The sequence below is a fragment of the Achromobacter pestifer genome, from assembly GCF_013267355.1.
In the GTDB taxonomy this organism is placed as follows: domain Bacteria; phylum Pseudomonadota; class Gammaproteobacteria; order Burkholderiales; family Burkholderiaceae_B; genus Achromobacter; species Achromobacter pestifer_A.
Genome location: NZ_CP053985.1, coordinates 920,383 through 942,453, shown reverse-complemented (window position 1 = coordinate 942,453; position 22,071 = coordinate 920,383). Strand labels below are relative to the sequence as shown.

Annotated in this window: 18 protein-coding genes; 14 read left to right on the top strand and 4 right to left on the bottom strand. The window is 65.9% G+C overall.

Features of this window, described 5'->3' with window-relative positions; all coding sequences use genetic code 11:
* Positions 1 to 18: 18 nt before the first annotated feature.
* Positions 19 to 1,122: an LPS export ABC transporter permease LptF gene (gene lptF / locus FOC84_RS04735; protein ID WP_173143400.1), complete on the top strand. Its 1,104-nt coding sequence runs from the start codon at positions 19 to 21 to the stop codon at positions 1,120 to 1,122.
* 51 nt (positions 1,123 to 1,173) lie between these two features.
* On the opposite strand, the gene FOC84_RS04730 is transcribed toward lptF, so the two are convergent.
* Positions 1,174 to 2,094: a LysR family transcriptional regulator gene (locus FOC84_RS04730; RefSeq protein WP_088139061.1), complete on the bottom strand. Its 921-nt coding sequence runs from the start codon at positions 2,092 to 2,094 to the stop codon at positions 1,174 to 1,176.
* A 223-nt stretch (positions 2,095 to 2,317) separates the two neighbouring features.
* On the opposite strand from FOC84_RS04730, the gene FOC84_RS04725 reads away from it, so the two are divergent.
* From FOC84_RS04725 to FOC84_RS04710, 4 genes are all read left to right on the top strand, one after another.
* Positions 2,318 to 3,535, top strand: coding sequence for an ABC transporter substrate-binding protein (locus FOC84_RS04725; RefSeq protein ID WP_088139062.1), 1,218 nt, complete (start codon positions 2,318 to 2,320; stop codon positions 3,533 to 3,535).
* Positions 3,536 to 3,628: 93 nt separating this feature from the next.
* Positions 3,629 to 5,122 carry a CoA-acylating methylmalonate-semialdehyde dehydrogenase gene (locus FOC84_RS04720; protein ID WP_173143399.1) on the top strand — a complete coding sequence of 498 codons (1,494 nt, stop codon included), beginning with the start codon at positions 3,629 to 3,631 and terminating at the stop codon, positions 5,120 to 5,122.
* Between the two features lie 94 nt (positions 5,123 to 5,216).
* Positions 5,217 to 6,161: a CysB family HTH-type transcriptional regulator gene (locus FOC84_RS04715; RefSeq protein ID WP_173143398.1), complete on the top strand. Its 945-nt coding sequence runs from the start codon at positions 5,217 to 5,219 to the stop codon at positions 6,159 to 6,161.
* Between the two features lie 206 nt (positions 6,162 to 6,367).
* The gene (locus tag FOC84_RS04710; RefSeq protein ID WP_042796837.1) at positions 6,368 to 6,691 is read left to right on the top strand and encodes a DUF2325 domain-containing protein; all 324 of its coding nucleotides are present in this window, start codon (positions 6,368 to 6,370) and stop codon (positions 6,689 to 6,691) included.
* 158 nt (positions 6,692 to 6,849) lie between these two features.
* Here FOC84_RS04710 and FOC84_RS04705 read toward each other — a convergent pair whose 3' ends face one another.
* Positions 6,850 to 7,509: a C40 family peptidase gene (locus FOC84_RS04705; protein ID WP_059374739.1), complete on the bottom strand. Its 660-nt coding sequence runs from the start codon at positions 7,507 to 7,509 to the stop codon at positions 6,850 to 6,852.
* A gap of 287 nt (positions 7,510 to 7,796) precedes the next feature.
* Between FOC84_RS04705 and FOC84_RS04700 the strand changes: the two genes are divergently transcribed.
* The 6 genes from FOC84_RS04700 (at position 7,797) to ltaE (ending at position 15,723) form a co-directional block, all read left to right on the top strand.
* A complete protein-coding gene (locus tag FOC84_RS04700) occupies positions 7,797 to 9,686 on the top strand; it encodes a propionate--CoA ligase (RefSeq protein ID WP_173143397.1) in 1,890 nt (629 codons plus the stop codon).
* A complete protein-coding gene (locus FOC84_RS04695; protein WP_173143396.1) occupies positions 9,683 to 10,090 on the top strand; it encodes a GlcG/HbpS family heme-binding protein in 408 nt (135 codons plus the stop codon). The genes FOC84_RS04700 and FOC84_RS04695 overlap by 4 nt, the downstream gene beginning before the upstream one ends.
* A complete protein-coding gene (locus FOC84_RS04690) occupies positions 10,087 to 11,427 on the top strand; it encodes an MFS transporter (protein WP_173143395.1) in 1,341 nt (446 codons plus the stop codon). Before FOC84_RS04695 ends, FOC84_RS04690 begins: the two co-directional genes overlap by 4 nt.
* 226 nt (positions 11,428 to 11,653) lie before the next feature.
* Entirely contained in the window at positions 11,654 to 13,633 is a 1,980-nt protein-coding gene (acs, locus tag FOC84_RS04685) for an acetate--CoA ligase (protein WP_173143394.1), read from the top strand.
* Positions 13,634 to 13,786: 153 nt separating this feature from the next.
* Positions 13,787 to 14,674, top strand: coding sequence for a DMT family transporter (locus FOC84_RS04680; protein ID WP_173143393.1), 888 nt, complete (start codon positions 13,787 to 13,789; stop codon positions 14,672 to 14,674).
* A gap of 38 nt (positions 14,675 to 14,712) precedes the next feature.
* Positions 14,713 to 15,723: a low-specificity L-threonine aldolase gene (ltaE, locus tag FOC84_RS04675; protein WP_173143392.1), complete on the top strand. Its 1,011-nt coding sequence runs from the start codon at positions 14,713 to 14,715 to the stop codon at positions 15,721 to 15,723.
* A 13-nt stretch (positions 15,724 to 15,736) separates the two neighbouring features.
* On the opposite strand, the gene FOC84_RS04670 is transcribed toward ltaE, so the two are convergent.
* Both FOC84_RS04670 and FOC84_RS04665 read right to left on the bottom strand, forming a co-directional pair.
* Complete coding sequence (locus FOC84_RS04670) at positions 15,737 to 17,071, bottom strand: aspartate aminotransferase family protein (RefSeq protein WP_173143391.1); 1,335 nt, start codon at positions 17,069 to 17,071, stop codon at positions 15,737 to 15,739.
* A 277-nt stretch (positions 17,072 to 17,348) separates the two neighbouring features.
* On the bottom strand, positions 17,349 to 18,230 hold the full coding sequence (locus tag FOC84_RS04665) for a GntR family transcriptional regulator (RefSeq protein ID WP_173143390.1): 882 nt from the start codon (positions 18,228 to 18,230) through the stop codon (positions 17,349 to 17,351).
* A gap of 158 nt (positions 18,231 to 18,388) precedes the next feature.
* On the opposite strand from FOC84_RS04665, the gene FOC84_RS04660 reads away from it, so the two are divergent.
* The 3 genes from FOC84_RS04660 to FOC84_RS04650 are packed head-to-tail and all read left to right on the top strand — an operon-like array spanning position 18,389 to position 22,068.
* A complete protein-coding gene (locus FOC84_RS04660; protein WP_173143389.1) occupies positions 18,389 to 19,495 on the top strand; it encodes a C45 family autoproteolytic acyltransferase/hydolase in 1,107 nt (368 codons plus the stop codon).
* 50 nt (positions 19,496 to 19,545) lie between these two features.
* A complete protein-coding gene (locus FOC84_RS04655) occupies positions 19,546 to 21,117 on the top strand; it encodes an ABC transporter substrate-binding protein (RefSeq protein WP_173143388.1) in 1,572 nt (523 codons plus the stop codon).
* Between the two features lie 6 nt (positions 21,118 to 21,123).
* Entirely contained in the window at positions 21,124 to 22,068 is a 945-nt protein-coding gene (locus tag FOC84_RS04650) for an ABC transporter permease (RefSeq protein ID WP_088139075.1), read from the top strand.
* Positions 22,069 to 22,071: the final 3 nt, after the last annotated feature.

The following is a 22,071-nucleotide window of genomic DNA, read 5'->3' as shown; positions in this document are numbered from 1 at the left end:
TATCCCGCATATTCTCCCATGTCTCTATTCAAACGCTCTGTCGTCAGCGAGATCACCAGTCACGCTGGCGTTGTCTTTTCCACGTTGCTCATCGTATGGCTCAGCGTGTTGCTCGTGCGCCTGCTCGGTGAAGCCGCAGGCGGCAACATCGGGGCGGACGTCGTGGTGGTGCTGGCCGCGCTGTCGACCATCACTGCATTGCCGACCATCCTCGCGGTCTCCGTCTTCATCGCGGTCCTCACCACTGTCACGCGCAACTACCGCGAATCCGAAATGGTGGTGTGGTTCGCCAGCGGCCTGTCGCTGGCCGATTGGCTCAGGCCGGTGCTGCGCGTCGCCGTCCCCGTGGCGCTGGCGGTGGCGGGGTTGACGCTGGTGGCGGCGCCCTGGGCGTACCGTCAGATCGGCGAATACCACGAACGCTTCGAGCAGCGGTCCGACCTGTCCAAGGTCACGGCCGGCCAGTTCGCGGAATCGTCCGGCGGCAATCGCGTGTTCTTCGCCGAGGATCCCCTGGAACCCAGCGACGAACTGGGCAACGTGTTCGCACGCGAAATCGGCCCCGAATGGCTCAGCGTGCTGACCGCCAGCAAGGCGCACAGCGAAACCTTGCCCAACGGCGACCGCTTCCTGGTGCTGGGCGAAGGCCATCGCTATGACCTGAAGCCCGGCACGCCGGAGATCCGCCTGGTGCATTTCGACAAGTACGGCCTGCGCCTGGAAAGCAAGTCGGGCAGCGATCCCGTGGCCGAAGCGCGCGCCAACGCCGAGCGTTCCTCCAAGGCGCGCACCACGTCGCAGCTGATCGCCGACAACACCAACAACAGCTGGTCGCAAGTGATGTGGCGCATCTCGCTGCCGCTGGCCGCGCTGAACCTGGCGCTGCTGGCCATTCCCCTGGGCGCGGTCAACCCGCGTCTGGGCCGTTCGGGCGACTTGCTCATCGCCGGCCTGGTGGGCCTGCTGTACATGAACCTGATCAACCTGTCGCGCGCCTGGATCTCCAACGGCAAGCTCAGCTTCGGCTTGGGCGTATGGGCGATCCACGCCGCGGTGGCGGCGCTGACGGTCTTCCTGCTGATGCGGCGTTTGCGCGTGAAGGCGCCCAAGAACAGCGCCTGACGCCAGCAGACCGAACACCACGCGGCCCGCCCAGAGCGGGCCGCGGCGTTTTCAGGGCAGATACTTCATCGTGCCGCCCTTGCCGGCCAGCAGGTCGGCGTTCCGCAGCACCGACTTGCGGATGAATTCCCACAAGACCGTTACGCGCTTGAGCTTGCGCAGGTCTTCGTGGCAGTACATCCAGAACGAGCGCGTGATCTCGACCTCATCCGCCAGCACCGGCGTGAGCCGCGGATCCTGCGCGGCGATGAAGCAGGGCAGGATCGCCAGCGACTGGCCCTGCAGCGCGGCGTGGTACTGCGCCACCACGCTGGTGCTGCGCAACACCACCTTGCTGGCAGGCAGCAGGTCTTCCAGATAGCGCAGCCGCTCGCTGAACAGCAGCTCGTCGACGTAGCCGATGAAGGTGTGGTCGGCCAGGTCCGCGCGCTCCCGGATCGGCGGATGGCTGGCCAGATAGCCGGGGGTGCCGTACAGGCGCAACGTGTAGTCGCACAGCTTGCTGCACACATACGGGCCGCGCTGGGGGCGCTCGATGGTGATGGCCAGGTCGGCTTCGCGCTTGGACAGGCTGACAAAGCGGGGCACCGGCAGGATGTCCAGCGTGATGTGCGGATAGCGCCGCTGGAAGTCCGCCGCCAACGGCGTCAGCACATAGCTGCCGAAGCCCTCGGTGGCGCCGATGCGCAAATGGCCCGATAGCGCCTGGCCGATGCCCGACAGGTTTTCGCGGGCGGAGTGCACGGTGCTCTCCATCTGTTCGGCATGGACGAACAGGCGTTGGCCGTCTTCGGTCAGCACGAAGCCCGCGCCGCGCGACTTCTCGAACAGCAGGGTGTCAAGCTCGGCTTCCAGCGCGCGGATGCGCCGCGACACCGTCGTGTGCTCGACCCCGAGCTTGCGCGCCGCGGCGCTCACCCGCTGGGTGCGGGCCACTTCCAGGAAATATCTCAGGCTGTCCCAATCAAGCACTTTCCGGTTCTCCAGGCCCGGCTGCGCGCCGCGCCGCCGGCCAAATTCTGCTTGTGCATGAATGCACAAGGAATGTGCATTTCTAGTGTTGCTTGTTGATTTTCACACATCTACACTGGATCGGCGGACTTGGGGCCTGTAGCCAGGCTCTTCGGGGCCTAAGCCCTGGGACCGCAGGCCGCGTAGACGGCGCCATAACGCATAAAACTCAGGAGACAAATCCATGAAATTGCACGCACGCGGGCTGGCCGTAGGCTTGTGTCTGGGCGCCGCTCTGGTTGGCCAGGCGCAGGCGGCGGATAAGCCGCCAGTGAAGATCGGCATTCTGACGGACATGTCTGGCACCTATGCCGGCATGGGGGGACCGGGTTCGGTGGCGGCGGCGCAATTGGCGATCGACGACTGCCTGGCCGCGGAATGCAAGGGCATGAAGATCGAGCTGGTGTCCGCGGACAACCAGAACAAGGCCGACGTGGGCGCGGCCAAGGCGCGCGAATGGTTCGACCGCGACGGCGTCACCGCCATCGCCGACCTGACCAACTCCGCGGTGGCGCTGGCGGTGCAAGGCATTGCGCGCGAAAAGAACAAGGTGGTGATGTTTTCGGGTCCCGCCACCACGGCGCTGACCAACAAAGAATGCTCGCCGGTGGGTTTCCACTGGATGTTCGACACCTATTCGCAGTCCGCGGGCGGCGCCAAGGCCACCGTGCGGGCGGGCGGCAAGTCCTGGTATTTCATCACCGTGGACTACGCCTTCGGCCACTCGCTGGAAGCCGACACGGCCAAGGCCGTGCAGGCGCTGGGCGGCACCGTGGCCGGCAGCGTGCGCCACCCCCTGAACGCGCCGGACTTCGCGTCCTATCTGCTGCAGGCGCAGGCCTCCAAGGCCCAGGTCGTGGCCCTGGCCAACGGCGGCCAGGACACGGTCAACGCGGTCAAGCAGGCGCGCGAATTCGGCATCGTGGCCGGCGGCCAGCGCCTGGTGTCGCTGCTGATCTTCCTGTCGGACCTGCGTGCGCTCGGCCTGGAAAGCGCCCAGGGCCTGTCCTACGTGGACGGCTTCTACTGGGACTACGACGACGCCACGCGCCAATGGTCCGGGCGCTTCGAGAAGGCCTTCCGCGGCCTGAAGCCCACCATGACGCAGGCCGGCGTGTACTCCAGCGTGCGGCACTACCTGCGTTCGGTCGCGGCTTCCGGCAGCACCGACGGCAAGGTGGTGGCCGACAAGATGCGCGCGCTGCCCATCGAGGATCCGATCATGCGCAACGCTTCCATCCGTCCCGATGGCCGCGTGATCCACGACATGTACCTGTATGAAGTGAAAAAGCCGGCCGAGTCCAAGGGCGGCTGGGACTATTCCAAGCTGGTGGCCACCATCCCGGCCGCCGAGGCCTTCCAGCCCCTGGCGGATTCGAGCTGCCCGTTGGTCAAGAAGTAAACCCGGGGCGCCGGCAGGCCATTGCCGCCGGCGCCTCACGATCCATGTACGCGGATTCCATCCGCATCGACCATGCAGTGTGAGGAGCATCAAATGAGTGAAGTCCCCCGCGTTCCGCTATTGATCGGCGGCAAGCTCGTGCAGTCCAAAACCACCGAATGGCGGGACGTGATCAATCCCGCTACCCAGGAGGTCGTCGCCAAGGTGCCCTTCGCCACGCGCGAGGAACTGGACCTGGCCGTCTCCAACGCCAAGGAGGCTTTCAAGACCTGGCGCAACAGCGGGCAGGGCGCTCGCATGCGCGTCATGCTGAAGTTCCAGGAACTGCTGCGCGCCAATTCCGGCAAGCTGGCCGAAATGATCACCCGCGAGCACGGCAAGACCCTGCCGGACGCCGAGGGCGAAGTCGGCCGCGGCCTGGAAGTGGTGGAGCACGCCTGCTCCATCGCCAACCTGCAATTGGGCGAATACGCCGAGAACGCCGCTTCCGGCATCGACGTCTACACCCTGATCCAGCCGCTGGGCGTGTGCGCGGGCATCACCGCGTTCAATTTCCCGGTCATGTTGCCCTGCTTCATGTTCCCGATCGCCGTGGCCTGCGGCAACACCTTCATCCTCAAGCCTTCCGAGCAGGATCCGACGTCCTCGCTGTTCCTGGCGGAGCTGGCGCTGGAAGCCGGCCTGCCGCCGGGCGTGCTGAACGTGGTGCACGGCGGCCCGGAAACCGCCAACGGCCTGTGCGAACACCCCGACATCAAGGCGGTCTCGTTCATCGGCTCGACCCGCGTCGGCACCGAAATCTACAACCGTGCCTCCGCCGCCGGCAAGCGTTGCCAGTCCATGATGGGCGCCAAGAACCACTGCGTGATCCTGCCGGACGCCGATCCCGAGGTCGCGCTGAACCAGCTGGTGGGCGCCGCCTTCGGCGCGGCCGGCCAACGCTGCATGGCCTCGTCCGTCGCCGTGCTGGTGGGCGAAGCCCGCAACTGGCTGCCTGACTTCGTCGAGCGCTCGAAGAAGCTCAAGGTCAATTCCGGCATGGACCGCGAAGCGGATCTCGGCCCCCTGGTTTCGCCCAACGCCAAGAAGCGTGTCGAAAGCCTGATCCAGAAGGGCGTGGACGAAGGCGCCAAGCTGCTGCTGGACGGCCGCAGCCTGAAGGTCGCCGGCTTCGAGCAGGGCAACTTCGTGGGCCCGACGATTTTCGACGGCGTCACCGAAAACATGACCATCTACACCGAGGAAATCTTCGGGCCGGTCCTGTGCGTGGTGGGCGTGGAAACGCTGGAGGACGCGGTCGCGTTCATCAACCGCAATCCCAACGGCAACGGCGTGGCGTTGTTCACCCAGGACGGCGGCGCGGCGCGCTACTTCCAGAACAACATCGACGTCGGCCAGGTCGGCATCAACGTGCCGATCCCCGTGCCGGTGGCTTGGTTCAGCTTCACGGGTTCGCGCGGCTCCAAGCTGGGCGACCTGGGTCCCAACGGCAAGCAGGCGGTGCAGTTCTGGACGCAGACCAAGACCGTCACCGCGCGCTGGTCGGCCCATGCCAAGAGCGTGAACACCACGATCTCGATGCGCTGAACTGGGGACGCCTTACGTGTAAGCTTATATAAATAAGTTATATAATAAGGCGTCCTTATTACTTATAATTGGCCCGTCTATCAGGGGCCAATTCATGAACCTGCAGCAATTTCGTTTTGTGCGTGAAACCATCCGGCGCGACTTCAATCTGACCGAAGCCGCCCGGATGCTCTATACCTCCCAACCAGGGGTTTCCAAGGCGATCATCGAGTTCGAAGACGAGCTTGGCATCAAGATCTTCGAACGGCATGGCAAGCGCATCAAAGGGCTGACCAAGCCCGGCCTGGCGGTGTCGCAGGTCATCGACCGCATCATGCGCGAAGTGGACAACCTGAAGAAGGTCAGCGACGAGTTCGCGCGCCGCGACGAAGGTGGCCTCGTCATCGCTTGCACCCACACTCAAGCGCGCTACTTGCTGCCGCGCGTCATTCCCGCGTTCCGCAAGCAATTCCCCAAGGTGCACCTGTCGCTGGCCGAAGGCAGCCCCGCGCAACTGGCCGAAATGGTGCTGCACGAGCAGGCCGACCTGGCGCTGGCGACGGAATCCCTGGCGCTGACGCCGGGCCTGGCGACCTTGCCGGTTTATGCCTGGGAACACACCGTGGTGGTGCGCCCGGACCATCCCCTGGCCGAGCTGACCTCCAGCGCCGCCAAGCGCCTGTCGCTGGCGCAACTGGCGGAATACCCCATCGTGACCTATGACCGCGCCTTCACCGGCCGCAGCACGATAGACGAAATTTTTGCCAACCAGGGCATACACCCGGACATCGTGCTGGAAGCCATCGACGCCGACGTCATCAAGACCTACGTCGACGTGGGCCTGGGCATCGGCATCATCGCCGGCGTGGCCTACGATCCGCGCCGCGACGGCAATCTGGTGGGTATGCCCGTGGGCCATCTGTTCGGCACGCATACGACTCGCGTGGGCGTGAAGGCCGGGGTGTTTCTGCGCGACTACGTCTACACCTTCCTGGAAATGCTGGCGCCTTCGCTGACTCGTGCGGTGGTGACCGAGGCGGTGCAGGGCGCGCCCAAGTAGCGGACCGGGACGGCCGGTTCCACGAGGGCAGGAGAGGCGCGGCGCCATAGGGCGGCGCGCCTTTTTTCTGGGTGCATCGCGGTCCGCGCTATCCCCTTTCATATGCTCATAAAAATAATTAAATAAGAACTGATCTCATTTGAGTTGACTAAAAAATAGGAATCATTATCATTACATCCAGTCTCAACGACCCAGTGAGGTTCATCATGACGGCAGGATTAAGTGCAGTGGTAGTGGGCGCCGACCGCCTTGGCAACATCCCGGATCTGCTCAAAGGACACAATATTTCGATCACGCATCACATCAGCGGACGTGATCCCTCGCATCAAAAGAAGACGTTGCAACTGCCCTCGGGCACTCAGCTGGTCATCCTGCTGACCGACTTCCTGGGCCACAACGTCATGAAAACCTTCCGCAACGCCGCGCAACGTGGCGGCATCCGCGTCGTTGCTTGTCGGCGTTCGGTATGCAGCATGCAGCAGGCCCTGCAGCAATGCGGCCTGTGCCCGCGGGCTGGATCGGTGCACTGAAGGCGCAGTCTGCCGCCGCCAAACAAAAAACTGGGGAGGCCGAAATGGCCTGCGGCCCCAAGGGCCGCGAAGAGATATGAAAAACGCCGCCGGACTGGAAAGTCTGGCGGCGTTTTGCTTGTTGGGAGCAGGGCCTCGCGGCTATCCTGGCAGGGTGCTTAGTTGGAGGCGCGGGCGGACGCCATCAGGCTGTTGTCCAGCCGGCGCGCGCCGTTGTAGCGCTTGGACCAGTAGGCCATGGTCATGTTTTCGACGCGGACCACGCCGCCAGCGCTGGGCGAGTGCACGAAGCGGTCGTCGCCCAGGTAGATGCCCACGTGCGAGTAGCGGCGGCCCAGCGTATTGAAGAAGACCAGGTCGCCGGCCTTCAGCTCGTTCTTGGCGATCGAGACGCCTTGCTGCGCCATTTCGGCGGCGTTGCGGGGCAGCTTCAGGCCCAGCGAACGTTCGGCCGTGTACGTGACCAGGCCGCTGCAGTCGAATCCGGTGTCGGGGGAATTGCCGCCGAAGCGGTAGCGGATGCCTAGGTGGTTCAGGGCTTCGCTGACCAGGGCGTTGTCGCTGTTGACGCCCGAATGGGTCTTCTGGCGTTCGCGCTTGAATTTTTGGCTTACCAGCACGCCGATGGGATCATCGGAGGTGGCGACCCATTCCGTCTCGTAGGGATCAATCTCGGACGTATGGGCGGTTGACTTTTGATTTGTAGCGGCACAACCTGCCAGACCCACCACGCATGCAACCAACGCCAGCAAGCGCAGACCGCGAGTTGCTTGGCCGGAGGAAGGATTCAGTCTCGCGTGGTTGGAATGTCGATGCATGCGCCTGGGGGTGATTCGCAGATAACGGCAAAAAACACGGAATTCGCCGTGAATGTGGCCGAGATGTCAGCAAAATCAACATTGTTCTACAACTTCGAGGGGATTCTACCAAACTTTTAAGTCCAGTTCGTTACGAAACCGGCGTTAATGTCCATGCAGCGTGGACATTTGGCAGAACATTTTGACTTGCGGCAAGCCTCGTGCAAGGTTTGCCTACCAGAATGACCAAAAGATTCGAGAAGAAATCAATCAGCCTTAAGGCCCAGGAAAGATAACAGGAGACATAAATGCAAAAAACCCGGGATTTCCATTACCGCTCGACACATGACCGCGACGCGTTCTGGCGGGAAGAGGCTGGCCGCATCCACTGGGAGACGCCTTTCGAGTCCGTGCTGGACTATTCCCGGCCGCCGTTCGCCAAATGGTTCACGGGCGGGCGCACCAATCTCTGCTACAACGCCGTCGACCGCTGGCTGCCGACCCAGGCAGACGCGCCGGCCCTGATCTGGGTGTCCACCGAGGTGGAGCGCGAGCGTACCTACACCCGCCAGGAAGTCTACGAAGAGGTCAACGCCGCCGCCGCCATGCTCAAGGAGCTTGGGGTGGGGCGCGGCGACCGGGTGCTGCTCTACATGCCCATGGTGCCGGAAGCCGTGTTCACCATGCTGGCGTGCGCGCGGATCGGCGCGGTGCACTCAGTGGTGTTCGGCGGCTTCGCCTCGGTCAACCTGGCCCAGCGCATCGACGACGCGGCGCCCAAAGTGGTGGTCTGCACCGACGGCGGTTCGCGCGGCGGCAAGGTCGTGCCCTACAAACCCCTGCTGGACCGCGCATTGGCGCTGGCCAAGACGCCGCCAGCCTCGGTGGTGGTGTTCGACCGCGGCCTGGCGCCGTTCGAGCCCGTGGCAGGACGTGACCTGGATTACGCGGCCTTGCGCCAGCGCCATCGCGGCGCGCGGGTGCCGGTGGAGTGGCTGGAGTCCTCGGAGCCCAGCTACATCCTCTATACCTCCGGCACCACCGGCAAGCCCAAGGGCGTGCAGCGAGATACCGGCGGCTACGCCGTGGCGCTGGCCTCGTCCATGGAATACCTGTTCGACGGGCGCGCCGGCGACACCTTCTTCTGCACCAGCGACATCGGCTGGGTGGTGGGCCATTCCTACATCATCTACGGCCCGCTGATCGGCGGGCAGGCGACGGTGCTGTACGAAGGCACGCCAGTGCGCCCGGACGGCGCCATCCTGTGGAAGCTGGTGGAGCAGTTCGGCGTGAATACCCTGTTCTCGGCGCCGACCGCCGTGCGCGTGCTCAAGCGCCAGGACCCGGAGCTGCTCAAGCGCCACGACCTGTCTACGCTGCGCGCGGTCTACCTGGCGGGCGAACCGCTGGACGAACCCACGGCGCAATGGATCTCCAGCGGCCTGGGCAAGCCCATCATCGACAACTACTGGCAGACGGAGTCGGGCTGGCCGATCCTGTCGGCCCAGCCCGGCGTGGAAAAAGTCCCGACGCGCTTCGGCAGTCCGTCGTTCCCGGTGTATGGTTTTGATGCGCGCATCGTCAGCGAGTCCACCGGCGAGGACCTGGGCCCCGACCAGAAGGGCGTGGTGGCCATCGTGCCGCCGCTGCCGCCTGGCGCCATGTCCACCATCTGGGGCGACGACGAGCGTTTCGTGCAGACCTACTTCACTTCCATTCCCGGTCGCCAGGTGTATTCGACCTTCGATTGGGGGTTGGTGGACGCCGACGGCTACTGGTTCATCCTGGGCCGCACGGACGATGTGATCAATGTGGCGGGCCACCGGCTGGGTACGCGTGAGATCGAGGAATCCGTGAACAGCCACAACGCGATTGCCGAGTGCGCGGTGGTGGGCGTGGCGGACTCGCTCAAGGGCCAGGTCGCGATGGCGTTCGCCGTACTCAAGAATCCCGCCGGGGCCGAGACCGAAGAAGGGGCAAAGCGCCTGGAAGGCGATATCATGCGGCTGGTGGAAGAGCAGTTGGGAGCTGTGGCGAGGCCCGCCAGGATCCGGTTCGTGGGCGCATTGCCCAAGACCCGTTCCGGCAAGGTCCTGCGCCGCGCGATCGTCGCGGTATGCGAAGGACGCGATCCCGGCGATCTGACCACCATAGAAGATCCCACCGCCCTGGAACAGATAAAGGAGTCGCTGCAATGAATACCAAACCCGTGCTGACCGCCGAAGACGTCAAGAAGATCTTGGCCGCGGCCGAAGCACACGCCCTGCAGAACAAATGGGCGGTCGCCATCGCCGTTGTCGACGACGGCGGGCATCTGATGGGCATGCTGCGCCTGGATGGCGTGGCGCCGATTTCTTCCCATATCGCGCCGGCCAAGGCCAAGACCGCCGCCCTGGGCTGCCGCGAATCGCGGATCTACGAAGAGATCATCAATAACGGGCGTTATTCGTTCCTGTCGGCGCCGCTCCTCGAAGGCATGCTGGAAGGCGGCGTGCCCATCGTGGCGAATGGCCATGTCGTCGGCGCCGTCGGCGTGTCGGGCGTGAAGTCGACCGAAGACGCGCTGATCGCGCAGGCTGGCATCGCCGCCCTGGGCCTATGAGCCACGGCGAGCCGTCGGAAGCGCCTGCCGGCGTTTCCGCGCAGAACGCTGGAGCGGGGGGCGACGGCCCCCTGAATCCCGGCGTGGCCAAACGCGAAGTCTGGGCCTGGGCCATGTATGACTTCGCCAATTCCGGCTACACCACCGTGATCCTCACGGCGGTGTTCAGCACTTATTTCGTCGGCGTGGTTGGCGGGCGCGCCCCGTGGGCCACGCTGGCCTGGACCGCGGCGCTGTCGCTGTCCTACCTGCTCATCATGCTGACCATGCCCACGCTGGGCGCGCGCGCGGACGCACACGCCAGCAAGCGCCGCCTGCTCTTTACGAGCACGGTGGGCTGCGTGGCCGCCACGCTGGTGCTGACGCAGGCAGGGCCCGGCGACGTGTGGCTGGCCTTGGCCGCCATCGTCATTTCCAACTACTGCTATTGCGTCGGCGAGTCCGTGGTCGCGGCCTTCCTGCCGGAACTCGCGCGGCCCTCCGCGCTGGGGCGCGTGTCGGGCTGGGGCTGGAGCTTTGGCTATTGCGGCGGCATGCTCACGCTGGGCCTGTCGCTGGTCGTGGTGACGCTGGCCGAGGCGCGCGGCGAAACCGCCGAGCATTTCGTGCCCTGGGTCATCGTCGTGACGTGCGTGGTGTTCGCGCTGGCGGCGCTGCCGTCCTTTTTCCTGCTGCGTGAACGCGCCAGGCCGCAGGCCGGCAAGCAACAGGCGCTGCACATGCTCAAGCGCCTGGCCTATGCCTGGCGCGAAACCGGTCAGCACTTTCCGGAATTTCGCCGGCTGCTGATGTGCATCGCCTGCTACCAGGCGGGGATCTCGGTGGTGATCACGCTGGCCGCGGTCTATGCCTCGGAGGTCATGGGCTTCACCACGCCGCAGATCATGCTGCTGGTGTTCACCGTGAACATCGGCGCGGCGGCCGGCGCGTTCTCCTTCGGCTACGTGCAGGACCGCATCGGCCACAAGCCGGCGCTGGCCCTGACGCTGTGCGGCTGGATCGTGATGGTGCTGGTGGCCTACGCCGCCGTGACCGCGCCCGTGTTCTGGGTCGCCGCCACGCTGGCCGGACTGTGCATGGGCACCACGCAGAGCGCGGGGCGCGCCATGACCGGCGCGCTGGCTCCCGCCGGCCGGCTGGCCGAGTTCTACTCGCTGTGGACCTTCGCGGTGCAGCTGGCCGCGGTGATCGGTCCGCTCACCTACGGCCTGGTGACCTGGGTCACGCACGGCAACCACCGGCTGGCGATCCTGGTGACAGGCCTGTTCTTCGTGGGCGGCCTCATCCTTTTGTCGCGCGTGGACGTGAAGCGCGGGCTGGCGCGGCGCGCCGCTTGAGGCGCGCGATTCGCGCAGGCCGCGCCGGCTGCTATCCTTATGGACTGTCCGGTGACGCCGTTTTGCGACAAGCGGCGGCACGCCTTGATTGCCCGGCGCCGGCCTTGCGCCGCGGGCTCCGGCCCGCATTTTGCGTAAGGTGCCCGTAAGAGCGTGGCGATACGGTTGCGGTTGGGTAATGAACAAGCGGCACTAACAACAGAATTACCGATTGGAGACAAAAATCATGTCGAACGCTATTGAGTCCGTACTGGTGGAAACCCGGGTGTTCCCGCCGCCCGAGCGCGCAGCAGAAGGCGCCGCGATTCCCAGCATGGAGGCCTACAACGCGCTGTGCGCGCAGGTCGAGAACGATTTCGACGGATTCTGGGCCGGGCAGGCGCGCGACAATCTGCAGTGGACCAAGCCGTTCACGCAGGTCCTGGACGAATCGGACGCGCCGTTCTACCGCTGGTTCGGCGACGGCGAACTCAACGTGTCGGCCAACTGTCTGGACGTGCACCTGACCAACGGCAACGCCGACAAGACCGCCATCATCTTTGAAACCGACGACGGCAAGGTCAACAAGGTCAGCTACCGTGAACTGCTGGCGCGCGTCTGCCGCTTCGCCAACGGCCTGACCGCATTGGGCTACAAGAAGGGCGACCGCGCCATCATCTACATGCCCATGTCGATCGAAGCCGTGGTGGCCATGCAGGCCTGCGCGCGCCTGGGCGTGACGCACTCGGTGGTGTTCGGCGGCTTCTCGGCCAAGAGCCTGCAGGAGCGCATCATGGACGTGGGCGCGTCCCTGGTCATCACGGCCGACGAGCAAGTGCGCGGCGGCAAGACCATTCCGCTCAAGCCCGCCGTGGAAGAAGCCTTCACCATGGGCGGCTGCGAGGCCGTGACCAAGGTCATCGTGTACCGCCGCACCGGTGGCAAGGTGCAATGGAACGAAGGCCGCGACCTCTGGATGCACGACGTCGAAGCCGGCCAGCCCGACACCTGCGAGCCCGTGCCGGTCAACGCCGAACATCCGCTCTTCATCCTCTACACCTCCGGTTCCACCGGCAAGCCCAAGGGCGTGCAGCATTCCTCGGCGGGCTATCTGCTGTGGGCGCTGCTGACGGTGAAGTGGACCTTCGACGCGCGCAAGGACGACGTGTACTGGTGCACGGCCGACGTGGGCTGGGTCACCGGCCACACCTACATCACCTATGGCCCGCTGGCCGCCGGCCTGACGCAGATCGTGTTCGAAGGCGTGCCGACCTATCCTAACGCCGGCCGCTTCTGGGACATGATCGCGCGCCACAAGGTCACCACCTTCTACACCGCGCCCACCGCAATCCGTTCGCTGATCAAGGCCGCCGAAGCCGCGCCCGAAGCGCATCCGAAGAACTACGACCTGGATAGCCTGCGCATCATCGGCACGGTGGGCGAGCCCATCAATCCCGAAGCCTGGATGTGGTACCACAAGAATATCGGCCGCGAGCGCTGCCCCATCGTGGACACCTGGTGGCAGACCGAGACCGGCGGCCACATGATCACGCCGCTGCCGGGCGCCACGCCGACCAAGCCGGGCTCTTGCACCTTGCCGCTGCCGGGCATCGCCGCCGCCATCGTCGATGAGACCGGTGGCGATGTGGAGCAGGGCAATGGCGGCTTCCTGGTCATCAAGCGTCCGTGGCCCGCCATGATCCGCAACATCTGGGGCGACCCGGAGCGTTTCAAGAAGAGCTACTTCCCGCCCGAACTGCGCGGCTACTACCTGGCCGGCGACGGCGCGCAGCGCGATGCGGACGGCTATTTCTGGATCATGGGCCGCATCGACGACGTGCTGAACGTGTCGGGCCACCGCCTGGGCACGATGGAGGTCGAGTCGGCCCTGGTGGCGCACGAGCTGGTGGCGGAAGCCGCCGTGGTGGGCCGTCCGGACGACACCACCGGCGAAGCCGTGGTCGCTTTCGTGGTGCTCAAGCGCTCGCGTCCCGAAGGCGACGAGGCGCAAGCCATCGCCAAGGTGCTGCGTGACTGGGTGGCCAAGGAAATCGGCCCCATCGCCAAGCCCAAGGACATCCGCTTCGGCGACAACCTGCCCAAGACGCGCTCGGGCAAGATCATGCGCCGCCTGTTGCGCGTGGTCGCCAAGGGCGACGAAATCACGCAGGACGTTTCCACGCTGGAGAACCCGGCCATCCTGGAGCAGCTGGCCAAGCCGCTGTAATCGGTCTTGTCCATTTGATGGACGGGAACGGCCTGCCTGTGACCGCCAGCGGCGGCCAGGCAGGCGCATAATGTCATACGCCCGTATCGGAACCGCCGGTACGGGCGTATTTGCTTTTTCGCGTCCAGAATTCTTTCCTACGGAGCCGTGCCAGTGAGCCGCAGCAGTTTCGATCGTGCAGGGCTAGTCCTGATGCTCAGCACCATCCTGGTCTGGGCGGGCAGCTGGATCGCGATGAAACTGATCGTCCCCTACATCGGCCCGTTCGACTTCGTGGCGCTGCGCTACGTTTCCGGCGGCCTGGTGCTGTTCGCGCTGGCCATCGCGATGCGGCGTCCGCTGGCGATGCCGCCCTGGAAGCTGACCTTGCTGATCGGCCTGACGCAGACGGCCGGATTCCAGGGTTTCGTGCAGACGGCGCTGGTGTCGGGCGGCGTGGGCAAGGTCTCGCTCATGGCCTACACGATGCCGTTCTGGGTAATCCTGTTCGCGTGGGGGCTGCTGGGCGAGCGCCCCACCGCGCGCCATGGGTTGGGCATCGGGCTGGCCGCCATCGGCCTGGTCTGCTTCGTCGAACCCTGGAACGGCCTGGGCGATATCCGTCCCGTGCTGCTGGGGTTGGGCAGCGGCCTGTGCTGGGGCGTGGGTACCGTGCTGTCCAAGCGCATGTTTGAGCGCCACGCGCCCGATGTGATGACTTTCACGGCCTGGCAGATGCTGCTGGGCGGGCTGGTCATGACGCCGGTCGCCTTTCTGGTGCCGCAGATGCCTGCAATTTGGGGCTGGCAGCTCTGGGCCGGCATGACCTACATCGTGCTGATCGCGACGGCCGCGGGCTGGCTGCTGTGGTTGCTGGTGGTGCGCCTGGTGCCGGCGTCGATCGCGGGCCTGTCCAGCCTGGGCGTGCCGGTCGTGGCGATGCTGTTCGCCTGGGCGCTGTTGTCCGAGCAGCCTACCGCGGCCGAGCTGGGCGGCATGGTGCTGATCCTGGCCGGCATCTGGGTGGTGAGCCGCGCGGCGCCGGCGGCGCGCGCGGAATAAGCGCTTTCCGAATTCCTTTTCCTATCCTGGGACTTTCCATGATCGATCTGCGTAGCGACACAGTCACCCGGCCATCCGCAGCCATGCTGCAGGCCATGGTATCCGCGCCCCTGGGCGATGACGTGATGGGCGACGACCCGACCGTGATCCGTCTGCAGGAGGCGGTTGCCGAGCGCGCGGGCAAGGCGGCCGGCCTGTTCTTTCCGTCCGGTACGCAAAGCAACCTGGGCGCGCTGATGGCCCACTGCGATCGCGGCGATGAATATCTGGTGGGCCAGCTCGCGCATACCTACAAGTACGAAGGGGGCGGCGCGGCCGTGCTGGGCAGCATCCAGCCGCAGCCCGTCGAGCACGCGGCGGACGGCTCGCTGCCGCTGGAAAAGCTGGCTGCGGCGCTCAAGCCCGAAGGCGATCCCCACTTTGCCCGCACCCGCCTGCTGGCGCTGGAGAACACCTTCCACGGCAAGCTGATTCCCGCCGCTTACATGCAGGCCGCCACCGCCTGGGCGCGCCAGCACGGGCTGGCCACGCATCTGGACGGCGCCCGCGTGTTCAATGCGGCCGTGGCCAGCGGCAAGCCCGTGGCGGACCTGTGCCAGCCCTTCGATTCGGTGTCCATCTGCTTTTCGAAAGGCCTGGGCGCGCCGGTGGGTTCGGTGCTGGTGGGCAGCGCCGAGCTGATCGCCCGCGCCCGCCGCTGGCGCAAGATGCTGGGCGGCGGCCTGCGCCAGGCCGGCGTGCTGGCCGCGGCCTGCCTGTATGCGCTGGAGCACAACGTGGAGCGCCTGGCCGAAGACCACGAAAACGCCCGGCTGCTGGCCGAGGGGCTGCACGGCATTGTGGGCGTAAAGGTGTTGAGCCAGGACACCAACATGGTGTTCGCCGAGTTCGAGCCCGCGTGTTGCGAGGATCTCACCGCCCGGCTGGCCGGCGACGGCATCCAGATGCGGGCCGTCTATGGCGGCCCGACGCGCCTGGTCACGCACCTGGACGTGTCCGCCGCGGACGTGCGGCAGGTGGTCCAGGCGGTGGCGCGGCACCTGGCATAAGCAGGGCTGGCGCTCAGGCGTCGGCGCGCAGCACGTCCGACAATACCGAGAACAATTCGTCGATCTGCGCGCGCTCGATGATGAGCGGGGGCGACAACAGCATGGTGTCGCCCGCTGAACGTATCAGGCAGCCGCGTTCCAGGCAGGCCTGATGGACGGCATAGGCCCGCTGGCCGGGCTTGCCGTCCAGGGGCTCCAGCTCGATGGCGGCCAGCAGGCCGATGTTGCGGATGTCCACCACGTGCGGCAGTCCTTTCAGGCTGTGCGCCGCGTCCTCCCAATAGCGCCACAGCTCGCGGCTGCGCTGGAACAGGCCCTCGCGGCGGCAGATGTCCAAGGTCGCCAGGCCGGCGGCGCAGGCCACCGGATGGCCGGAATAGGTGTAGCCGTGGGACAGTTCGATGGCGCTGTCCGGTCCCTGCATGAAGGCGTCGTAGACGTGCTGCTGCACCAGCGTGGCGCCCATGGGGATGGCGCCGTTGGTCAGTCCCTTGGCGCTGGTGATGATGTCAGGCGTGACGCCGAAGTGCGATGACGCGAAGGCGCCGTCGATGCGGCCGAAGGCGCAGATCACTTCGTCGAAGATCAGCAGGATGCCATGCGCGTCGCAGATCTGGCGCAGCTTCTGCAGGTAGCCCTTGGGCGGCACCAGCACGCCGGTGGAGCCCGCCACGGGTTCGACGATGACGGCCGCGATGGTGGAGGCGTCATGCAGCGCGATGATGCGCTCCAGCGTGTCGGCCAGGTGGGCGCCCCAATCCGGCTGGCCCCGCGTGTAGGCCATCTGGCTGCGGTCATAGGTGTGCGGCAGGTGGTCCACGTAGGGCAGCAGATTGCCGAAAGGCTTGCGGTGGCCGGCGATGCCCGACACCGACAGGCCACCGAACCCCACTCCGTGGTACGAGCGCTCGCGTCCGATCAGGCGCACCCGCTGGCCCTGTCCACGCGCGCGGTGATAGCCCAGCGCGATCTTCAGCGCGGTATCCACCGCTTCGGATCCGGAGTTCGAGAAAAACACATTGGAGAACCCGGCGGGCGCTTCCTGGCGCAAGGACTCGGCCAGCTCGAAGGCCAGGGGGTGGCTCATCTGGAACGACGGCGCGTAGTCCAGTTCGTGGGCGGTGCGGGCGATGGCATCGACGATTTCAGGGCGGCGGTGCCCGGCGTTCACGCACCACAAGCCTGCAATGCCGTCCAGCACGCGGCGCCCGTCCGGCCGGATGTAGTGCATGCCCTCGGCCGCGCTGAACAGCACGGGCGCGCGCTTGTAGCGGCGGTTCGCGGTGAAGGGCATCCAATAGGCTTCGGCGTTGATGGCGGGGGTGGGGGGAGGCGCTGAGGAGGGCATGGGATATCCGGCTGTGTAGGGATTCGGGCCCTCTATTTTGTATTAATCAAATAATAAATACAATATAGCCGAGCCGGCTACTTCCGGAGCAGCCGATCGCTGGAACGTAGTCTGTTCGGCCCGGAACGCTCCGGCATGCTGGCCGGCCAATGAAAGAGCGGCGGAGTATCAGGCGCCGGTCGCGGCACCTGCTGCGACGAAGAGAGGCGTCGTTCACACAAACAGGTCGCCCCCTTGAGGGGGGGGGGGGCGCAGCGGGTAGGGAGTGGGTCTTTCCCTAGGACACCTGCAGCGACGTCTTCAAGTGGCGCCGCATGAGCTGCGAAGCCCATTCCTGGTCGCCGGCCTCGAGGGCGTCGATGATCTGCAGGTGTTCGCTGCTGGAGTTGATGAAGCGCGCGTCGCGGTAGAACGCGGCATGCTCTTCCAGCCGGCGCAGCTGGTTCTGCTGCTGCACCGCCTGCAGGATGTAGCGGTTGCCGGAGAAGCGGGCCAGCATCTCGTGGAACGAGGCATTGAGGTTGAAGAACTCGGTGGCCGAAATGTCGGCGTCGCTGCGCGCGGCCAGCGCTTCATGCGCGGCGCGCATGTGGGCCAGTGCCTCGCGGTCCAGGTGGAACGTGGGTTCCAGCAGGCCGGCGCACTCGATGGTCATGCGGAACCGGTAGCTCTCGTTGAGCGCGTCGCGGTTCTCCAGCGACGGCGCAAATTGCCAGCCATGTCCCTTGCGCTTCTCGATCAGGCCGTCCGCGGACAGCTGCAACAAGGTCTTGGCCAGCACGCTGCGCGGCGCCGGATAGCGCTGCTGCAGGTCGCGTTCGGTGAAGGTTTCCGGCAGCTCGCGCGCGGCGCGGTCATCGATCAGGCGCCGGTACAGCTCGTCCTGCGTGGGGCCGGCGCCCTCGATGGCGGGAGGCGCCGCGGCGGCGTGGGCCGCCACCGTGTAGCCGCTGTTGGGGCGGTGCGTGATGAGGCCCTGCGCGGCCAGCAGCCTGAGCGCGCCGCGCACGGGCGTGCGCGATACCTCGTAGCTCGCCGCCAGCGCTTCCTCCGACAGGTGGTCGCCGGGCGCATGGCGCCGGGCCACGATGTCTTCCGCGATGTGGCGCGCCAGGTCGACTTGCAGCGGAGTGGGGCGGACGGGGGCGGCGTTGGACATGAGGGATGGGCGCGAAGGGCGACGGAGTCGGAATGGTACCGGAGAGCCTCGGGCACGGACGCCTCAGGCATGGCTCCGGGGAAACCCTTGTATTGAACTTTTTTATATATTAGTACAAAATTTGCTCGTCCATGAATCTCGCTCTGGAGTCTTGAGCCGTGACTTTGCCTACCCCTTTCCCCCTGGTCGACGTACAGGGCAGCCCTTATGAACGCGGCCGCCAGCATGGCGCCGCCGTCCCCGAGCGCGTGGCGCGCAGCGTGGCCCTCTACCGCGGGCAGCTGGAGCGGCGCGGCGTCGCCGCGGACCGCCTGAGGGCGCTGGCTGCCGCCATGGTGCCGGTGGTGGGCGACTATGACGCGGCCTACCTGGAAGAGCTGCGCGGCATCGCCGATGGATCGGGCCAGGCGCTGGAGGACGTGGTGGTCATCAACTGCCGCACCGAAATGATGTTCGGCCATGCCGAGCTGGGCCGTGCCCGCAAGGGCCTGGACGATGGTTGCACCGGCCTGGTCGTGCTGCCCGAGGCCGCGGCCGGCGGCAAGCTCATGCATGCTCACAACTGGGATTGGCGCGAGGAGTGCGCCGACACCGGCATCGTGCTGCGCATGCGCCGCGAAGACGGCCCCGACCTGCTGGTGTTCACGGAGGCGGGCAGCCTGGCGCGCCACGGCTTCAACAGCGCGGGCGTGTCGCTGTCCGGCAATTTCCTGTCCTGCGAGCACGACTACCAGCGTCCCGCCGAAGTGCCGCTGGTGCTGGTGCGCCGCAAGATGCTGGAAGCCTCCAACATCTGCAACGCCATGAAAGTGCTGTGGGCGTCACGGCGCTTCTGCTCCAACAACCTGATGCTGGCGCAGGCGCAGGGCGAGGCGGTCGACCTGGAATGCTCGCCCGACGAGATCTTCTGGATCACGCCCGAGGACGGCCTGCTGGTCCATGCCAATCACTGGATCAGCCCGCCCGCGCGCGCCAAGCTGTTCGATAAAGGCCTGGCAGCCAATCCGGATTCGATCTACCGCCAGCGCCGCGTGCAGGACATGCTGGCGCGCGCGGCCGGCGGCATCGATTGGGATGCGGTCAAGCGCATCCTGGCCGACGACTTCGCCGCGCCGGACGGCGTGCTGCGTTCACCCAAGCCGGCCAGCTTCGACAGCATCTCCGCCACGGTGGCCACCACCTTGATGGAGCCTGCCAGCGGCGTGATGTGGATCGCACGCAAGCCCTACGAAGGACGCAACTTCGCGGAGTACCGGCTCTTCTGAGCTGGCCCTCAGACCCCTATGCGGCAAGCGCCGCACCTGGAGTGATCCCTATGAATTCGCATGGTTCGCGCGTCAAGAGCGCGCTGCTGTTGTCCGCCGCGCTGGCCGGTGCCCTGGCCGGCCTGCCCGGCACGGCCTGGGCGCAGGCCGCCATTCCGGAAATCCGCTACGCCGAAGGGTCGGGCACGCCGACCACGCTGCCCGGCGGACGGTCGCGCAATACCTCCACCGACAATGTGCTGGCGCACGTGGTGGAGTCCCTGGTGGCGCTGCGCGCCGACATGAGCGTGGCCCCCATGCTGGCGGACAGTTGGACGCTGTCCGACGACAAGCGCGCCTACACCTTCAAGCTGCGCCAGGGCGTGACCTTCCACGACGGCACGCCCATGAGTTCGGCCGACGTCAAATGGACCTACGACTATCTCAATGGCGCCCAGTCGGAGTATTCCTGCAAGAACCTCTACGACGGCAGCAAGGGCGCCAAGGTCGTGGCGGTGGAGACGCCAGATCCGGCCACCGTGGTGTTCAGGCTGGAGCAGCCCTATGCGCTGTTCCTGGACCAGATGGCCAGCGTCCAGTGCCCGATGCCGGTCCTGAGCGCCAAGAGCGTCGACGCCGAAGGCAAGTGGGCCAAGCCCATAGGCACCGGTCCCTACACCCTTGCGGAATGGAAGAAGGAACAGTACCTGCTGCTGACGCCGTACGCTGGCTATAAGCCGCGCGAGGAAGCGCCCAGCGGCATGGCCGGCAGGAAGGTTGCGCAGGCCAATGTGCGCTTTGTCGTGATTCCGGACGCGGCCGCGCAGAAGGCGGCGCTCATGGCGGGACAGGTCGATGCCTACAACGCCGACGAAGACAATCTGCCGGCCAAGGACCCGCGCTGGAACATCGTCACCGAGCAGGGCCTGGACACCGTCAACCTGCTGATGCAGACGCGCGCGCCCTTGCTGTCGGACGTGAACATGCGCCGCGCCATCGCGCTGGCGCTGGATTTTCCTGGCATCGCCCGGGCCCTGAACAACGGCCAGGCGGGCTATAACCCGTCCCTGGTGCCGGCGGCCAGCGTCTATTACTCCGAAGCCGACCGCGCCGGTTACGAGAAGAACCTGAAAGAGGTCAAGCGCCTGCTCGATGCCGCCGGCTACCGCGGCGAGCCCCTGAAGCTGCAGGCCAACAAGCGCTACCCCTACCTGTACCGCGTCGCGGTGGTGACGCAGCAGCTGCTGGGCAAGGCCGGCATCAAGGCCGAGCTGGACATGCTGGAATGGGGCACCCAGGTGACCAACTTCCGCGAAGGCAAGTTCCAGCTGATGGCATTTGCCTATTCCGCGCGCACCGAGCCGGCGCTGATGTTCCGCGACGTGATCGGCGACAAGTCCAGGACCCCCATGGCCCAGTGGGAAAGCCCCGAGGCCGCGGCCATCCTGGAAGGCATAGAAGCCGAGTCCGATCCTGCCGTGCGCAAGCAGGCATTCGACAAGCTGCACGCCCTGATGCTGCGCGACACGCCGCTGCTGATGTACTACAACAAGCCCGGCTATGTGGTCGTCTCCAGCAAGCTGCAAGGCTTTACCGGCTGGCCGCTGCGCAAGCCGCGTTTCTTCAACGTGACCAAGAACTGAGGCGCCGTGCTGGGCTATCTACTCAAGCGCATCGCGGCGTCGGTGCCCACCGTGATCGTAGTCACGGTGCTCGTGTTCGCGCTGATACGCGCGATCCCAGGGGATCCGGCTTCGCTGATGCTGGGCGACATCGACAACCCGGCGCTGCTGGCGGAAATGCGCCATGCGCTGGGACTGGACCGCCCGGTCGGCGAACAGTTCCTGATCTGGGTGGGGAATGCGCTGCAGGGCGACCTCGGTATGTCCATCGCGCGGCGCGAGCCCGTGATGCACCTGGTGCTGACGCATTTCGCGGTAACGGCCCAGGTGGTGCTGACCGCCACGCTGCTGGCCTGCCTGGTGGCGGTGCCTGCCGGCATGGTGGCCGCCTGGCGCCAGAACCGCCGCGCCGACACCGCCATCGTATCGACGGCTATCCTGTTCGTGTCCATGCCCAGCTTCTGGGTCGGCATTCTCCTGATCTGGTTGTTCGGCGTGAAGCTGAACTGGCTGCCCGTGTATGGCTTTGAATCCATCGCCCAGGGCGGATTGGGCGCGGCGCGCTACCTGGTGCTGCCGGTATGCGCCATCGTGCTGACGGAGATCGCCGCGATCACGCGCATGATGCGGGCCAGCACCATCGAGACGCTGCGGCTGGAATACGTGGCGCATGCGCGCGCCAAGGGCCTGCCGGAAAAACGCGTCATGCTGCGCCACGTGCTGCCCAACTCGTTCGGTCCCACCCTGACGGTGATCGGCCTGATGCTGGGCCATCTGCTGTCGGGCGCCGCGGTGATCGAGACCGTGTTCACGCTGCCGGGCATCGGCCGCCTGCTGGTGGAAAGCATCTATGCGCGGGACTACCCGGTGGTGCAGGGCTGCCTGCTGTTCATTGCGCTCCTGTACGTGGCGGTCAACCTGGTGGTGGACCTGCTGTATCCGCTGTTCGACCCGCGCGTGAAGCTTCAATAGGAT

Bases quoted from the DNA above. Each gene is read 5' to 3' on its own strand.
- FOC84_RS04670 (WP_173143391.1), bottom strand. From the start codon at position 17,071: ATGCCCTCCTCAGCGCCTCCCCCCACCCCCGCCATCAACGCCGAAGCC.
- FOC84_RS04690 (WP_173143395.1), top strand. From the start codon at position 10,087: ATGAGCCACGGCGAGCCGTCGGAAGCGCCTGCCGGCGTTTCCGCGCAG.
- FOC84_RS04725 (WP_088139062.1), top strand. From the start codon at position 2,318: ATGAAATTGCACGCACGCGGGCTGGCCGTAGGCTTGTGTCTGGGCGCC.
- FOC84_RS04715 (WP_173143398.1), top strand. From the start codon at position 5,217: ATGAACCTGCAGCAATTTCGTTTTGTGCGTGAAACCATCCGGCGCGAC.
- FOC84_RS04695 (WP_173143396.1), top strand. From the start codon at position 9,683: ATGAATACCAAACCCGTGCTGACCGCCGAAGACGTCAAGAAGATCTTG.
- FOC84_RS04700 (WP_173143397.1), top strand. From the start codon at position 7,797: ATGCAAAAAACCCGGGATTTCCATTACCGCTCGACACATGACCGCGAC.
- lptF (WP_173143400.1), top strand. From the start codon at position 19: ATGTCTCTATTCAAACGCTCTGTCGTCAGCGAGATCACCAGTCACGCT.
- FOC84_RS04705 (WP_059374739.1), bottom strand. From the start codon at position 7,509: ATGCATCGACATTCCAACCACGCGAGACTGAATCCTTCCTCCGGCCAA.
- FOC84_RS04665 (WP_173143390.1), bottom strand. From the start codon at position 18,230: ATGTCCAACGCCGCCCCCGTCCGCCCCACTCCGCTGCAAGTCGACCTG.
- FOC84_RS04720 (WP_173143399.1), top strand. From the start codon at position 3,629: ATGAGTGAAGTCCCCCGCGTTCCGCTATTGATCGGCGGCAAGCTCGTG.
- ltaE (WP_173143392.1), top strand. From the start codon at position 14,713: ATGATCGATCTGCGTAGCGACACAGTCACCCGGCCATCCGCAGCCATG.
- FOC84_RS04710 (WP_042796837.1), top strand. From the start codon at position 6,368: ATGACGGCAGGATTAAGTGCAGTGGTAGTGGGCGCCGACCGCCTTGGC.
- FOC84_RS04655 (WP_173143388.1), top strand. From the start codon at position 19,546: ATGAATTCGCATGGTTCGCGCGTCAAGAGCGCGCTGCTGTTGTCCGCC.
- acs (WP_173143394.1), top strand. From the start codon at position 11,654: ATGTCGAACGCTATTGAGTCCGTACTGGTGGAAACCCGGGTGTTCCCG.